The organism is Pseudomonas zanjanensis (assembly GCF_014268745.2).
Classification (GTDB): domain Bacteria; phylum Pseudomonadota; class Gammaproteobacteria; order Pseudomonadales; family Pseudomonadaceae; genus Aquipseudomonas; species Aquipseudomonas zanjanensis.
This window is the reverse complement of the sequence record NZ_JABWRB020000004.1, coordinates 74,774-90,340: the sequence shown is the minus strand read 5'-3', so window position 1 is coordinate 90,340 and position 15,567 is coordinate 74,774. Positions and strand designations below refer to the sequence as shown.

The following is a 15,567-nucleotide window of genomic DNA, read 5'->3' as shown; positions in this document are numbered from 1 at the left end:
CTTGCGGCGTGCCGCTGCCAACTGCCCGCTGTCCTTACCCAATCCCGCCATCCTTGTAGGGCAATCCCTACCCCGACTCTTCCATCCGGCTGAGGCGATTCTCTCCTGCCCCCCGATTTGCGCGACCCCCAGGCTCCACTAGGCTTGATTCACAAGCAGTCATCAAAACAAAAGGTGCGGGTATGAGCCAGGTCGATTCAAGCGCGGGGGCCAGTGATGTGCTGGTCAGCTTTCGTGGTGTGCAAAAGAGCTACGACGGCGAGAACCTGATCGTCAAAGACCTCAACCTGGACATTCGCAAAGGCGAATTCCTGACCCTGCTCGGGCCCTCCGGCTCCGGCAAGACCACCAGCCTGATGATGCTCGCCGGGTTTGAAACCCCGACCGCCGGCGAGATCCTGCTGGCCGGGCGCTCGATCAATAATGTGCCGCCGCACAAGCGCGACATCGGCATGGTGTTTCAGAACTACGCTTTGTTCCCGCACATGACCGTCTCCGAGAACCTCGCCTTCCCACTGACTGTGCGTGGTTTGAACAAGAGCGACGTAAGCGATCGGGTCAAGCGCGTCCTGAGCATGGTCCAGCTGGACAGCTTCGCCCAACGCTACCCGGCGCAATTGTCCGGCGGCCAGCAGCAGCGGGTAGCCCTGGCCCGGGCGCTGGTGTTCGAGCCGCAGCTGGTGCTGATGGACGAACCCCTCGGCGCGCTGGACAAGCAATTGCGCGAACACATGCAGATGGAAATCAAGCACCTGCACCAGCGCCTTGGCGTGACCGTGGTCTACGTGACCCACGACCAGGGCGAAGCCTTGACCATGTCCGACCGCGTGGCGGTGTTCCACCAGGGCGAGATCCAGCAAATCGCCCCACCACGCACCCTGTATGAAGAGCCGAAAAATACCTTCGTCGCCAACTTCATTGGCGAAAACAACCGTCTCAACGGTCGCCTGCACAGCCACACCGGCGATCGTTGCCTGGTGGAGTTGGCGCGCGGCGAGAAAGTCGAGGCCCTGGCGGTGAACGTCGGCCAGCCCGGCGAGCCGGTGACCCTGTCGATCCGTCCGGAGCGGGTGAGCCTCAACGGTGTCAGCGAACAATGTGTCAACCGCTTCTCAGGGAGGGTGGCGGAATTCATCTATCTGGGCGACCACGTCCGGGTTCGCCTGGAAGTCTGCGGCAAGAACGACTTCTTCGTGAAACAGCCGATTGCCGAGCTCGATCCCGCGCTCGCCGTCGGGGACGTGGTTCCGCTTGGCTGGCAAGTCGAGCATGTGCGTGCGCTCGATCCCCTTTTAGAGGCGAATTGATCGCCCCCTGCTGTACCAACACCAACCCTGCACGTGGAGAGAACAATAAATGTTGAGATCCCTGAAGTTCACAGCCCTGACACTGGGCATGATGGGTGCGGCAAGCGCGATGGCGGCGGGCCCGGACCTGACCGTGGTGTCTTTCGGCGGGGCGAACAAGGCGGCTCAGGTCAAAGCCTTCTACGCACCGTGGGAAGCGGCCGGCAACGGCAAGATCGTGGCTGGCGAGTACAACGGCGAAATGGCCAAGGTCAAGGCCATGGTCGACACCAAGAGCGTTTCCTGGGACCTGGTGGAAGTCGAGTCTCCGGAATTGTCCCGTGGTTGTGACGAAGACATGTTCGAGCAACTCGATCCGGCCCTGTTCGGCAAGGCCGAAGATTACGTCAAGGGCGCTATCCAACCTTGCGGCGTCGGTTTCTTCGTGTGGTCGACCGTGCTGGCCTACAACGCCGACAAGCTCAAGACCGCACCGACCAGTTGGGCGGACTTCTGGGACACCAAGCAATTCCCAGGCAAGCGCGGCCTGCGCAAAGGCGCCAAGTACACCCTGGAATTCGCCTTGATGGCCGACGGCGTTGCACCGAAGGACGTCTACAAGGTGCTGGCCGGCAAAGATGGCCAGGACCGTGCGTTCAAGAAGCTCGATGAGCTCAAGCCGAATATCCAGTGGTGGGAAGCCGGCGCCCAGCCGCCGCAGTACCTGGCATCCGGTGATGTGGTCATGAGTTCGGCCTACAACGGCCGGATCGCCGCGGTACAAAAAGAAAGCAACCTGAAGGTGGTGTGGAACGGCGGCATCTACGACTTCGACGCTTGGGCCATCCCTCGCGGCCTGGACAAGACCCGCGCCGAAGCGGCGAAGAAATTCATCGCCTTCTCGGTGGCACCGCAGCAGCAGAAGACCTACTCGGAAAACATCGCCTACGGCCCGGCCAATACCCAGGCAGTGCCGTTGCTGGCCAAGGATGTCCTGAAAGACATGCCGACCACCCCGGAAAACATCGCCAACCAGGTGCAGATCGACGTCAGCTTCTGGGCTGACAACGGCGAGCAACTGGAGCAGCGCTTCAACTCCTGGGCTGCGAAGTAACCGCTGATGGTCGTGTGGGAGCGGGCTTGCTCGCGAAGGCGTCATCACTCTCGGCATTTGGGTTGACTGACACACCGCTTTCGCGAGCAAGCCCGCTCCCACGGGGTTTGCTTCAATCGGATGTTCAAAAGAACAGAGGCGGCTCGCCGCCCCTGTAACGATAAAAAGATTTGCGGAGTTCGCCATGGCCATCGCCGTTCCACTGAACGCGGGCACCAGCCCCACCCTCAAGCAGCGGCTCAAACATGCCGAGCGGGTCAACCGCTGGAAAGCCCAGGCCTTGATCGCGCCGCTGGTGCTGTTTCTGTTGCTGGTGTTTCTGGTGCCAATCGTGGCGCTGCTGTTCAAAAGCGTCAGCAACCCGGAAGTGGTGGGCGCCATGCCGCGCACTGTCGCCGCTGTCGCGGCCTGGGACGGACGCGGTCTGCCGGGCGAGCCGGTGTACAAGGCTGCCACTGAAGACCTGGCCGAAGCCCGCAAGAATCAGACCCTGGGCGATTTGTCCAAGCGCTTGAACATGGAATTGGCCGGCTACCGCAGCCTGCTGACCAAGACCGCTCGGGCGTTGCCGTTTGCCACCGAGCCGGCTTCCTATAAAGAAGCCCTGGAAAACCTCGATGAGCGTTGGGGCGACCCGGCGTACTGGCAGGTGATCCGCCGCAACACCAGTAACGTTACCCCGTATTACCTGCTGGCAGCCGTCGATCACCGCATCGATGACCTCGGCGAACTGGCCCCGGCCACCCCTGACCAGTCGATCTACCTCGACATCTTCGCCCGCACCTTCTGGATGGGCCTGGTGATTACCGCGATTTGCCTGGTACTGGCCTATCCGTTGGCCTACCTGTTGGCGAACCTGCCATCGCGCCAGAGCAACCTGTTGATGATTCTGGTGCTACTGCCGTTCTGGACGTCGATCCTGGTGCGGGTCGCGGCGTGGATCGTGCTGCTGCAATCGGGCGGCTTGATCAACAGCGCGCTGATGGCCATGGGTGTCATCGATAAACCCCTGGAACTGGTGTTCAACCGCGTCGGTGTGTACATCTCCATGGTTCACATCCTATTACCGTTCATGATCCTGCCGATCTACAGCGTGATGAAAGGCATCTCGCCTACTTACATGCGGGCGGCGATTTCCCTGGGCTGCCACCCGTTCGCCAGTTTCTGGCGGGTGTACTTCCCGCAGACCTACGCCGGTGTTGGCGCCGGTTGCCTGTTGGTGTTCATCCTTGCCATTGGCTACTACATCACGCCGGCGCTGCTGGGCAGCCCGAACGACCAGATGGTCAGCTACTTCGTCGCGTTCTACACCAACACCAGCATCAACTGGGGCATGGCCACGGCGCTCGGCGGGCTGCTGTTGCTGGCGACCATTGTGCTTTATCTGATTTACAGCTGGCTGGTGGGCGCCAGTCGCCTGCGCCTGAGCTAAGGGGGAGATCGAAAATGGTGAGTCCTTACATGTCCCCCATTGAGCGGGTTTGGTTCTACAGCCTGCGCATACTCTGCGGGTTGATCCTGTTGTTCCTGATCCTGCCGGTGCTGGTGATCATTCCGCTGTCGTTCAACTCCGGCAGTTTCCTGGTGTACCCGCTGCAAGGTTTCTCACTGCAGTGGTACCACGATTTCTTCGCCTCGGCCGAATGGATGCGGGCACTGAAAAACAGCATCATCGTGGCCCCGGCGGCGACCTTGCTGGCGATGATCTTCGGCACGCTCGCGGCCATCGGCCTGACCCGCGGCGACTTCCCCGGCAAGGCGCTGGTGATGGCCTTGGTGATCTCGCCCATGGTGGTGCCGGTGGTGATCATCGGCGTGGCCAGTTATCTGTTCTTCGCACCGCTGGGGATGGGCAACAGTTTCTTCTCGCTGATCGTGGTCCATGCGGTGCTGGGTGTGCCGTTCGTCATCATCACGGTGTCGGCGACCTTGCAGGGGTTCAACCACAACCTGGTCCGCGCCGCCGCCAGCCTTGGAGCATCGCCACTGACGGCGTTTCGTCGGGTGACCCTGCCGTTGATCGCCCCGGGCGTGATCTCTGGCGCACTGTTCGCCTTCGCAACATCGTTCGATGAGGTGGTGGTGACGCTGTTCCTCGCTGGCCCTGAGCAGGCAACCCTGCCACGGCAGATGTTCAGTGGTATCCGCGAAAACCTCAGCCCTACCATCGCCGCGGCGGCGACGTTGCTGATCGCCTTCTCGGTGGTCCTGCTGCTGACCCTGGAATGGTTGCGTGGGCGTAGCGAGAAGCTGCGCACTGCCCAAGTCTGACGGTTAGCGTTGATCCCTGTGGGAGCGGGCTTGCTCGCGAAAGCGGTGTAACAGTCGACCCAGTTGTTGGATGTTCCACCGCATTCGCGAGCAAGCCCGCTCCCACATTGGGTTTGCGGTGTATTCATAAGCTGAATGGCAGACAACCCTCAATACCGAGCTATCCTTGTGCCAGCCCATACTCGAATAAGAGGCCGCGCACATGAGTCTTTCCTCATTCAAGATCGCCCATAAACTGATCACCGGTGCCGCTGCCATCGAGCAACTGGCCGCCGAGCTGACGCGACTGGACGTCGACAATCCGCTGATCGTGACCGACGCGGCGCTGGTCAAGTCCGGCACCGTGGACTTGGCCCTGCAGCACCTGGGCGGGCGCGACTACGAGATTTTCGACCGGGTCATGCCGGACCCGGAAATCGCCATCGTCGAAGACTGCATGCAAGCCTACCGCGACGGCGGCCACGATGGCCTGATCGGCCTGGGCGGCGGCAGTGCCATCGACATCGCCAAATGCGTGGGCGTCTATGCCGGTTATCACGGCGAATTGCAGGACATGTTCGGCGTCGATCAGGTGCCGCGCAAAGGCCCGCCCATGATTGCCATCCCCACCACGGCCGGCACCGGTTCGGAAGTCACCAACGTGGCGATCCTCTCCGACAAGGCCGCGCAGCTGAAAAAAGGCATCGTCAGCGATTTTCTGTTGCCGGACGTGGCGCTGGTCAGCCCGCAAATGACCCTCACCTGCCCGCGCAGCGTCACGGCCGCCAGTGGCGTCGATGCGCTGGTGCACGCCATCGAGGCCTACCTGTCGCTCAATGCTTCGCCGATCACCGATGCCCTGGCCATCGGCGCAATCAAACTGATCACCCGCGCGCTGCCCAAGGCCTATGCCAATCCTAACCATCTGCAAGCCCGTGAAGACATGGCCACGGCCAGCTTGATGGCCGGCATGGCCTTCGGTAATGCCGGGGTCGGGGCAGTGCATGCGCTGGCCTATCCGTTGGGCGGGCGCTTTCATGTGTCCCATGGTGTCGCCAACGCCTTGTTGCTGCCGTATGTGATGGCCTGGAACAAGATGGCCTGCGTCGAGCGCATGCGTGATATCGGCGAGGCCATGGGCATCAGGACCGCTCATTTGAGTGATCTTGAAGCGGCCGACGAAGCCGTGGAAGCCATGGTTGCGCTGTGCGCCGCCGTGCAGATTCCCCAGGGCCTGAGCAGCCTGGGGGTGACCGAGGACGTGATCCCGTCCATGGCGGTGGAGGCGGCGGGGATCGAGCGCCTGATGCGCAACAATCCGCGTCAGTTGAGCGCCGCCGATATCGAGAAGATCTACCGCGCGGCGTATTGATCGACTGTCACGGTGGGCGCGCCAAATCTTGAGGTATACAATGCGCGCCATCGTGATTTCGCTCAAAACAGGTGCGTCATGCAGCCCTTCGCTATTGCTCCGTCGATTCTCTCCGCCGACTTCGCCCGCCTGGGGGAGGAAGTGGACAATGTTCTGGCCGCCGGGGCCGACATCGTGCATTTCGATGTCATGGACAACCACTACGTGCCCAACCTGACCATCGGCCCGATGGTCTGCGCGGCGCTGCGCAAATACGGCATCACCGCGCCGATCGACGCGCACCTGATGGTCAGCCCGGTGGACCGCATCGTCGGTGACTTCATCGAGGCAGGCGCCACCTACATCACCTTCCACCCGGAAGCCACGCTGCATGTCGACCGCTCCTTGCAGTTGATCCGCGAAGGCGGTTGCAAGGCTGGCCTGGTGTTTAACCCGGCGACACCCTTGGACGTGCTCAAGTACGTGATGGACAAGGTCGACATGATCCTGCTGATGAGCGTCAACCCTGGTTTCGGCGGGCAGAAGTTCATCCCGGGCACCCTCGACAAGCTGCGCGAAGCCCGTGCCCTGATCGACGCCTCGGGCCGTGACATCCGCCTGGAAATCGACGGTGGCGTGAACGTGAACAATATCCGTGAAATCGCCGCGGCCGGCGCCGACACCTTTGTCGCCGGCTCTGCGATCTTCAACGCGCCCGACTACCAAGAGGTGATCGCAAAAATGCGCGCCGAACTGGCCCTGGCGCGCCCATGAGCGGCTTCGAGCAGCTCTTCCCCGGCAGCTTGCCGCGTCTGGTGATGTTCGACCTCGATGGCACCTTGGTCGATTCGGTCCCGGACCTCGCGGCGGCCGTGGACACGATGCTGCTCAAGCTTGGGCGCCCGCCCGCCGGCATCGACGCGGTGCGCCACTGGGTCGGCAACGGCGCGCCCATGCTGGTGCGCCGGGCCCTGGCCAACGACATCGATGCCCAAGGCGTCGATGAGGCCGAAGCCGAGCAGGCGCTGGCGTTGTTCAATGAAGCCTACGAAGACAATCACCAGCTGACAGTGGTCTATCCTGGCGTGCGCTCCACCCTCAAATGGCTGAAGAAGCAGGGCGTTGAAATGGCCCTGATTACCAACAAACCGGAGCGTTTCGTTGCGCCGTTGCTGGACCAGATGAAAATCGGCCGCTATTTCCGCTGGATCATCGGCGGCGATACTTTGCCGCAGAAAAAGCCGGATCCGGCCGCGCTGTTTTTCGTGATGAAAATGGCCAACATCCCGGCTTCCCAATCCCTGTTCGTCGGTGACTCGCGCAGTGATGTGCTGGCGGCCAAGGCGGCAGGGGTCAAGTGCGTGGCGTTGAGTTACGGCTACAACCACGGCAGGCCAATCGCCGAAGAGTTTCCGACGCTGGTGATCGACGATTTGCGTCTGTTAATTCCCGGTTGCCTGGACCCGGCCGCTGAGATAACGTTGCCCGACGCTGTTCAATCCTCTTCTGGAAACGCCATCGTGGTGGTCACTCGCAAACTCTGGATGAAAGTCATGAAGGCCCTGGCCCGCTGGCGTTGGCGCGCCTGACGTGATCCTGGCCGGTTATCCGGCGCGTTTGCATACCTGACTGTCAGCTCCTCTTGCCACGAGGCACCCCATGATCCGTGAAGAATTCCTGCGTCTAGCCGCTGCCGGCTACAACCGCATCCCCCTTGCCTGCGAAACCCTGGCCGACTTCGACACACCGCTGTCGATCTATCTCAAGCTCGCCGACCAGCCCAATTCCTACCTGCTCGAATCGGTACAGGGCGGCGAAAAGTGGGGCCGATATTCCATCATTGGCTTGCCGTGCCGTACGGTGCTGCGGGTCCATGACCATCGCATCAGCGTGACCCACGACGGCGTCGAAATCGAAAGCCTCGAAGTCGAAGATCCGCTGGCCTTCGTTGAAACCTTCAAGGCCCGCTACAACGTGCCGACCATCCCCGGCCTGCCGCGTTTCAACGGCGGCCTGGTGGGGTATTTCGGCTACGACTGCGTGCGCTACGTGGAAAAGCGCCTGGGCACCTGCCCGAACCCTGATCCGCTGGGCGTGCCAGACATCTTGCTGATGGTCTCCGACGCGGTGGTGGTCTTCGATAACCTCGCCGGCAAGATGCACGCGATCGTCCTTGCCGACCCGTCCCGGGAAGATGCCTACGAGCAAGGTCAGAAAAGCCTGCAGGCACTGCTGGAAAAACTCCGTCAGCCGATCACGCCGCGTCCCGGCCTGGATTTCAGCAAGCAGTCGGCGGCCGACCCGGTGTTCCGTTCCAGTTTCACCCAGGACGATTACGAACGGGCCGTCGACACCATCAAGGAATACATCCTCGCCGGCGACTGCATGCAAGTGGTGCCGTCGCAACGGATGTCCATCGACTTCAAGGCCGCGCCCATCGATCTCTACCGGGCGTTGCGCTGCTTCAACCCGACGCCCTACATGTACTTCTTCAACTTCGGCGACTTCCATGTCGTGGGCAGTTCGCCGGAAGTGCTGGTGCGGGTCGAAGACAACCTGATCACCGTGCGCCCGATCGCCGGCACTCGCCCCCGTGGCGCCACGGAGGAGGCTGACCGGGCGCTGGAAGAGGACCTGCTGTCGGACGACAAGGAAATCGCCGAGCACCTGATGCTGATCGACCTGGGGCGCAACGACACCGGGCGGGTCTCGGAAATCGGTTCGGTGAAACTCACCGAGAAGATGGTCATCGAGCGCTATTCCAACGTGATGCACATCGTCTCCAACGTCACCGGCCAATTGAAGGCCGGGCTGACGGCGATGGATGCCTTGCGGGCGATCCTGCCTGCGGGCACTTTGTCCGGCGCGCCGAAAATCCGCGCGATGGAAATCATCGATGAGCTGGAGCCGGTCAAGCGTGGGGTATACGGCGGGGCGGTGGGGTATTTCGCCTGGAACGGCAACATGGACACCGCGATTGCCATCCGCACCGCGGTGATCAAGAACGGCGAACTGCACGTGCAGGCCGGCGGCGGTATCGTCGCCGACTCGGTGCCTGCATTGGAATGGGAAGAAACCCTGAACAAGCGCCGCGCGATGTTCCGCGCCGTGGCGCTGGCCGAGCAGACCTCGAACGACTGAAGCCCTTCAGCATACAACTGTGGCGAGGGAGCTTGCTCCCGCTGGCCTGCGAAGCGGGCCCATCACATTGATGCGACTGCTGCGCAGTCGAGCGGGAGCAAGCTCCCTCGCCACAGGTCCTTCAGGCAACTCCCTCCCACAGGGATTACACAATCAGAAGTCCAGGCTGACCCCCAGGCTCACCCCTTGCTGGGTCATGTCATCGTCCTTGCGCAGTGTATAACCGCCCCGCAACGCCAGGTCCTGGGTGAGCTTGTGGCTGACCCCCAGGCTCAGGCGATTCAGGTGGCTCTGTGGTGTGTAGCCTTCCAGTGTGAAGTCATTGGCCGGCAGGCTGTTGAGGGCGATGTTGACCTTTTGCGTGTCGTCTTCGTACTCGCGTTCGTGGGCATATTCGCCAAACACCTGGGTCTGCCGGGTGATGTTGTATTTGCCCTGCAAGCCAATGCCCAGGCGTTTCGAATCGCGGGTCTGGTCATCGAAGGTCAGGGCCGTGGAGCGGTTGCTCTTTTCCGAATAACCATCCACTTCCACCTTCGCATAATCAGCGCTGACAAACGGCGAGAGGTGCCATTCGCTGCCCGGCTGGGCGATGTCGTAGCCCACCCGCGTGCTGAATGCCCAGAGATGGCCGTCGGTGTCGCCTTTCTCCTGCGCTTCGTTGACGCCCAGGTCGAACTTGCGCTCCAGGTTGTCGTAGTCGAGCTTGCCGCCGGTCAGCGCCGCGTCGGCCCACCAGCGGTTTTGCTGGAACTGGGCGAAAGCCGTCGCCAGGTAGCTGTTGAGCTTGTACGTCGAATCGTTATCGCCTGCGTCCATGTCCTGGCGGTAGAAACCGGCGGCGACACCTATGCGCCAAGCCTCGTTGAGGCGATAGCTGCCGCCCACGTTGAGGCTGTAGCCGCTGCCGTCGGCGCTGGCGCCGCTGCCTTGGCTGTCCATGTCCAGGTGCTGGCCGCCACCGGCGACGATGGCTCGCCACTCGCCGACCGTCTGCCAGTCTTCCCAGTCCGATTGCCACTGGCTGCGCAATTCATCCTGGTGAGCACGTAAGGTCGAGTGGGCCATTTCCGGCAGCAGCGTCAGCTCCCAGGGCGCCGCGAGCAGGGAAAAGGCGTAGTCGGCGATCAGTTTCTGTCCGGCTTCGGTGGGATGGACCGCGTCGTTGTAGATCAGCTTGCTGGGATCCGGCGTGGCGCTGTTGATGCCATAGGTGGCGTTCTCCGTGCAGCCGTTGCCGCTGAAGCAAGTGGCGGTGAGGTTCTCGCCGGTGGCGAGGCCGAATCGTGCCGGGTCGGCGAAGCTTTCCTTCAGTAAAAGCGGAATGTTCAGCGGAATGATTTCGGCGTCGATGCCTTGCAGTCGGGTGATCAGTTGTTGGTTGAACTGATTGCCCAGCTGCGAAAAAAAGTCTTGTGCAGGGCTGCCGTTGAGGAAGGGCGTCAGGCCCAGGTCGGGTAGCAGCCAGACCATCACATAGCGGGCGCCGGCCGTTTGCAGCGCCTGGACACTGGTGGCCAGGCGGTCTGCGGCTTCACTCGCTTGCTCGAGGGTAAGCACCCGGCCTTGCAGGAAGTCGTTGCCTCCACCGGAAATGTAATACAGCGCATTCGGATCGGCACGCAGGCCATTGGACTGCAAGTAGCCGGGACGGCTGCGCTCGCCGGTGTCGGACACGCCAGTGATCGATTCGAGAATCTGGTCGGTGCGATACCCGCCTACCGCCCAGTTGTTGCCATCTGCCAGCCCCTCGCCGGCGCGGACCGCCGACGTGGAAGCGGCGGTCTCGTCGGCGGAATAGCCCAGGCGCCCACCAAGCAATTGGGTGGAGTTGGCCGAATAGGCTTCACCGCTGCCGTCGGTGTAGATCGGACCGGTTCGGTTGGTATAGCGCGCTGTCGAGCCGGGCGGGCCGTTCGGGTCGGCGAGCTGGCCGGCGTCGTTGAGGCTGTCGCCGAACACGATGAACTTGGAATAAGGGTTGGGGGCGGCGCTCGCCTGGGCGCAGGCCATTGCGAGCAGGCAACCGGCAATCGGTACGAACAGCGTCTTCTTTATCATGTGAAAGTCCGTTTTTATCTTATTTTTGTTAGAAAACGAGACGACAGTACCAAAAACTTCCGGCGTTTTGCCACCTGTCAGAAACGTCGTGATTGTTTCAAAGCCCTTCGGGATCGCTCATATTGCGTGCTCCGCCCAGCTAAGCTACTGTGCCGGGACGTATGAACGAGACTTCCCCTGTGTCGATTGTCAGCAAACTTCTGGATCAAATGATCAAGGCACACGCCCGTTGGCGTTGGCGCGCCTGACGATTCTCCGCCGGCCTCGCCGGACCTGTACCGATTTGCCTTCTTTACCCGCTGTAGAACCGCTTCGCCGGGGCATCAATCGCCTCGCCAAGCGCAGCAGCGTGCGGGTCACTCGCTGAAGGCTGTGTTTAAAGTCAGTGAATTCAATAGGTTGCTTACGCCATGTTGCTGATGATCGATAACTACGACTCTTTTACCTACAACGTTGTGCAATACCTCGGCGAGCTGGGCTCCGAAGTCAAGGTCGTGCGCAACGACGAACTGACCATCGCCGAAATCGAAGCCCTCAAGCCTGAGCGCATCGTGATTTCCCCCGGCCCCTGCACGCCGACCGAAGCGGGCATCTCCATCGACGCCATCAAGTACTTCGCCGGCAAGCTGCCGATCCTGGGCGTCTGCCTGGGGCATCAGTCGATCGGCCAGGCATTCGGTGGCGATGTGGTACGCGCCCGGCACGTCATGCACGGTAAGACTAGCCCGGTATTCCACGAGGACAAGGGCGTGTTCGCCGGGTTGAATCATCCGCTCACCGTCACCCGCTACCACTCGCTGATCGTCAAGCGCGAAACGCTGCCCGACTGCCTGGAATTGACGGCCTGGACCCAGCTTGAAGACGGCTCCGTCGATGAAATCATGGGGTTGCGCCACAAGACGTTGAATATCGAGGGTGTGCAATTCCATCCCGAGTCTATTCTCACCGAGCAGGGCCACGAGCTGTTCGCCAACTTCCTCAAACAAACCGGCGGCACGCGCTAAGGACTTTTCATGGATATCAAGACAGCCCTGAGCCGTATCGTCGGCCATCTCGACCTGAGCACCGACGAGATGCGCGACGTGATGCGCGAAATCATGACCGGCCAATGCACGGATGCGCAGATCGGCGCGTTCATGATGGCCATGCGTATGAAAAGCGAGAGCATCGATGAGATCGTCGGTGCCGTTTCGGCCATGCGTGAGTTGGCGGACAAGGTCGAACTCAAGACGCTGGACGGCGTGGTCGATGTGGTCGGCACCGGTGGTGACGGCGCCAATATCTTCAACGTGTCCACCGCCTCGTCGTTTGTCGTTGCGGCGGCCGGTTGCACCGTTGCCAAGCATGGCAACCGCGCAGTCTCAGGCAAGAGCGGCAGTGCCGATCTGCTGGAGGCGGCTGGCATCTACCTGAACCTGACGCCGGTTCAAGTGGCGCGCTGTATCGACAATGTCGGCATTGGTTTCATGTTTGCCCAGACGCACCATAGCGCAATGAAACACGCTGCCGCGCCGCGCCGTGAGCTGGGGCTGCGGACGCTGTTCAACATGCTCGGCCCGCTTACGAATCCGGCCGGCGTGAAGCATCAAGTGGTGGGCGTGTTCAGCCAGGCGTTGTGCCGGCCATTGGCCGAGGTCCTGCAACGCCTGGGCAGCAAGCATGTGCTGGTGGTCCATTCGAAGGATGGCCTGGATGAATTCAGCCTGGCGGCGCCCACATTCGTGGCCGAACTAAAAAATGATCAGATCAGCGAGTATTGGGTCGAACCTGAAGACCTCGGCATGAAGAGCCAGAGCTTGCATGGCCTTGCGGTCGATGGTCCGGCCCAATCGCTGGAGTTGATCCGCGATGCCCTGGGTCGCCGCAAGACCGAGAATGGCCAGAAAGCCGCCGAGATGATCGTGCTCAATGCCGGCGCCGCGTTGTACGCCGCCGACCACGCCAGCAGCCTAAAGCAAGGCGTGGAACTGGCCCATGACGCACTGCACACTGGCCTGGCCAGGGAAAAACTCGAAGAGTTGGGTGCATTTACCGCCGTATTCAAAGTGGAGAACGAAGGATGAGCGTGCCAACGGTTCTGGAAAACATTCTGGCTCGCAAGGCTGAGGAAGTGGCTGAGCGTCGCGCTCGCGTCAGTCTGGCCGAGCTGGAAAGCCTGGCGCGTTCAGCGGATGCGCCGCGGGGTTTTGCCACGGCGCTGATCGATCAGGCCAAGAAAAAACAGCCGGCGGTGATTGCCGAAATCAAGAAGGCGTCACCCAGCAAGGGCGTGATCCGTGAACACTTCGTTCCGGCCGACATCGCACGAAGCTACGAGAAGGGCGGCGCGACCTGTCTCTCGGTGCTGACCGACGTCGACTTTTTCCAAGGGGCCGACGACTACCTGAAGCAGGCGCGGGCAGCGTGCAAGTTGCCAGTGATCCGCAAGGATTTCATGATCGACCCGTACCAGATCGTCGAGGCTCGGGCGCTGGGCGCCGATTGCGTGCTGTTGATCGTTTCCGCCCTGGACGACGTGAAAATGGCCGAGCTTGCGGCAGTGGCCAAGAGTGTCGGGCTGGATGTGCTGGTGGAAGTCCATGACGGCGACGAGTTGGAGCGAGCCCTGAAAACCCTCGATACCAAGCTGGTCGGGGTGAACAATCGCAACCTGCACACCTTTGAAGTCAGCCTGGAAACCACTCTGGACCTGTTGCCACGCATCCCACGGGATCGCCTGGTCATCACTGAAAGTGGCATCCTCAATCGGGCCGATGTCGAGCTGATGGAAGTCAGCGATGTCTACTCATTCCTGGTGGGCGAGGCATTCATGCGGGCCGAGAACCCAGGGACGGAATTGCAACGGCTGTTCTTTCCTGAACGAGGCCTGCCGGTGAGCGGCTCGACGCTGGACTGACCCATGTCGCCTGTGATGTCCCTCACCGTCGAAGCGGGCCTGCAAGCCGAACAGGATCTGTTGGCCAGCATCTGCGCGGGCGACGCCGAGTTCGGCCTGCTGTTCTGGCAGCCCAATGACCGCGCGCTGGTCATGCCGCGCCGCTTGAGTCGCCTGCCAGGGTTCGAGCACGCCTGTGAAGTATCGGCCGCCCATGGCTGGCCAGTCCTGCTGCGCGAAACCGGCGGTGAGCCGGTGCCGCAGTCGGCCGCTACCGTCAATATCGCCTTGGTCTACGCGCCACCGCGCAGCGAAGGTGACCATGGCCGCATCGAAACCGGGTACCGCCGATTGTGCGATCCCATCTGCCAATTGCTGGATGAATTGGGCGGGGTGGCTTCGCTGGGCGAAGTGGAAGGGGCCTTTTGCGACGGACGCTTCAACGTCAATCTCGACGGCCGGAAGATGGTTGGCACCGCTCAGCGCTGGCGCCAGAGCAAGGGCGGTCAACGTCCGGTGGGTCTGGTTCATGGCGCGCTGTTGCTGGAGAACGAGCGCGAGTCCATGGTCGCGGCGGTCAATCGCTTCAATGAAGCCTGTGGCCTGGAGCAGCGAGTGCGTGCCGAGAGCCACATCGCCCTGCATGAAAAATTCCCGGCGCCTCACGCGTTGGAGCGACTCGAAGCGTTGTATCGGCAAATGCTGACCCAACTGCTGGGCGCTTAACGCGTTCCGAACACCACCATGGTCTTGCCTTTGACGCTGACCAGGTTGCGCTCTTCCAGGTCCTTGAGTACGCGACCGACCATTTCCCGCGAACAACCGACAATCCGTCCAATCTCTTGGCGGGTCACCTTGATCTGCATGCCGTCGGGGTGGGTCATGGCATCGGGCTGCTTGCACAATTCCAGCAGGCAACGTGCGACACGTCCGGTGACATCGAAAAACGCGAGATCGCCGACCTTGCGGGTGGTATTGCGCAGGCGTTGTGCGATTTGTCCGCTGAGGACGTAAAGAATGTCCGGGTCTTGCAGGGACAGTTCTCGGAATTTGGCGTAGCTGATTTCCGCAACTTCACATTCAATCTTGGTCCGCACCCAGGCACTGCGTTCTTGCTCCTTGCCCGCCTGTTCGAACAACCCCAGCTCGCCGAAGAAATCTCCGGAGTTGAGGTAGGCGATGATCATTTCCCGACCGTCGTCATCTTCTATCAGGATGGTAACCGAGCCCTTGAGGATGAAAAACAGCGTGTCGGAACGATCACCTGCACAAATGATGTTGTGTTTGGCTGGATAGCGGCGGCGCTGACAATGCATCAAAAGTTTGTCGAGATTCTTGATCTTGAGCGTGGGAGTAATGGCAACCATGGTTGTATCCCGAAAGACTGCGCAGTGTTGTGATTTGGTTTTGTGATGAGGGCGAATGGCTATCGCTAAAAGCTGGCCATACGCCAGCGAATTCGCGCCAGCTTAACAGAGGCGTCTTGAAT

Annotated in this window: 14 protein-coding genes; 12 read left to right on the top strand and 2 right to left on the bottom strand. The window is 61.3% G+C overall.

Annotated features, from left to right (window positions below; genetic code table 11):
- Positions 1 to 182: 182 nt before the first annotated feature.
- From HU715_RS23140 to trpE, 8 genes are all read left to right on the top strand, one after another.
- Positions 183 to 1,307, top strand: coding sequence for an ABC transporter ATP-binding protein (locus HU715_RS23140; RefSeq protein WP_053125916.1), 1,125 nt, complete (start codon positions 183 to 185; stop codon positions 1,305 to 1,307).
- A 49-nt stretch (positions 1,308 to 1,356) separates the two neighbouring features.
- Positions 1,357 to 2,400, top strand: coding sequence for an ABC transporter substrate-binding protein (locus HU715_RS23135; RefSeq protein ID WP_003206153.1), 1,044 nt, complete (start codon positions 1,357 to 1,359; stop codon positions 2,398 to 2,400).
- A 184-nt stretch (positions 2,401 to 2,584) separates the two neighbouring features.
- Positions 2,585 to 3,832 (top strand): ABC transporter permease, encoded by a 1,248-nt coding sequence (locus HU715_RS23130; protein ID WP_186706974.1) that lies wholly within the window; start codon positions 2,585 to 2,587, stop codon positions 3,830 to 3,832.
- A gap of 14 nt (positions 3,833 to 3,846) precedes the next feature.
- A complete protein-coding gene (locus tag HU715_RS23125) occupies positions 3,847 to 4,671 on the top strand; it encodes an ABC transporter permease (RefSeq protein ID WP_186706975.1) in 825 nt (274 codons plus the stop codon).
- A 202-nt stretch (positions 4,672 to 4,873) separates the two neighbouring features.
- Positions 4,874 to 6,022 (top strand): iron-containing alcohol dehydrogenase, encoded by a 1,149-nt coding sequence (locus HU715_RS23120; RefSeq protein WP_186706976.1) that lies wholly within the window; start codon positions 4,874 to 4,876, stop codon positions 6,020 to 6,022.
- Positions 6,023 to 6,100: 78 nt separating this feature from the next.
- A complete protein-coding gene (gene rpe / locus HU715_RS23115) occupies positions 6,101 to 6,775 on the top strand; it encodes a ribulose-phosphate 3-epimerase (protein ID WP_186706977.1) in 675 nt (224 codons plus the stop codon).
- Positions 6,772 to 7,590 (top strand): phosphoglycolate phosphatase, encoded by an 819-nt coding sequence (locus tag HU715_RS23110; RefSeq protein ID WP_186706978.1) that lies wholly within the window; start codon positions 6,772 to 6,774, stop codon positions 7,588 to 7,590. The genes rpe and HU715_RS23110 overlap by 4 nt, the downstream gene beginning before the upstream one ends.
- 70 nt (positions 7,591 to 7,660) lie before the next feature.
- Entirely contained in the window at positions 7,661 to 9,142 is a 1,482-nt protein-coding gene (gene trpE / locus HU715_RS23105; protein ID WP_186706979.1) for an anthranilate synthase component I, read from the top strand.
- Positions 9,143 to 9,295: 153 nt separating this feature from the next.
- Here trpE and estP read toward each other — a convergent pair whose 3' ends face one another.
- Positions 9,296 to 11,203 carry an esterase EstP gene (gene estP / locus HU715_RS23100; RefSeq protein ID WP_186706980.1) on the bottom strand — a complete coding sequence of 636 codons (1,908 nt, stop codon included), beginning with the start codon at positions 11,201 to 11,203 and terminating at the stop codon, positions 9,296 to 9,298.
- 410 nt (positions 11,204 to 11,613) lie between these two features.
- Here estP and HU715_RS23095 point away from each other — a divergent pair, with 410 nt between their 5' ends.
- The 4 genes from HU715_RS23095 to HU715_RS23080 are packed head-to-tail and all read left to right on the top strand — an operon-like array spanning position 11,614 to position 14,804.
- Entirely contained in the window at positions 11,614 to 12,207 is a 594-nt protein-coding gene (locus tag HU715_RS23095; RefSeq protein ID WP_186706981.1) for an aminodeoxychorismate/anthranilate synthase component II, read from the top strand.
- Between the two features lie 9 nt (positions 12,208 to 12,216).
- Positions 12,217 to 13,266: an anthranilate phosphoribosyltransferase gene (gene trpD, locus HU715_RS23090; protein WP_092146427.1), complete on the top strand. Its 1,050-nt coding sequence runs from the start codon at positions 12,217 to 12,219 to the stop codon at positions 13,264 to 13,266.
- Entirely contained in the window at positions 13,263 to 14,099 is an 837-nt protein-coding gene (trpC, locus tag HU715_RS23085) for an indole-3-glycerol phosphate synthase TrpC (protein ID WP_186706982.1), read from the top strand. Before trpD ends, trpC begins: the two co-directional genes overlap by 4 nt.
- Before the next feature lie 3 nt (positions 14,100 to 14,102).
- Entirely contained in the window at positions 14,103 to 14,804 is a 702-nt protein-coding gene (locus HU715_RS23080) for a lipoate--protein ligase family protein (protein ID WP_186706983.1), read from the top strand.
- On the opposite strand, the gene crp is transcribed toward HU715_RS23080, so the two are convergent.
- Positions 14,801 to 15,445, bottom strand: coding sequence for a cAMP-activated global transcriptional regulator CRP (gene crp / locus HU715_RS23075; protein ID WP_186706984.1), 645 nt, complete (start codon positions 15,443 to 15,445; stop codon positions 14,801 to 14,803). The genes HU715_RS23080 and crp overlap by 4 nt on opposite strands.
- Positions 15,446 to 15,567 lie beyond the last annotated feature (122 nt).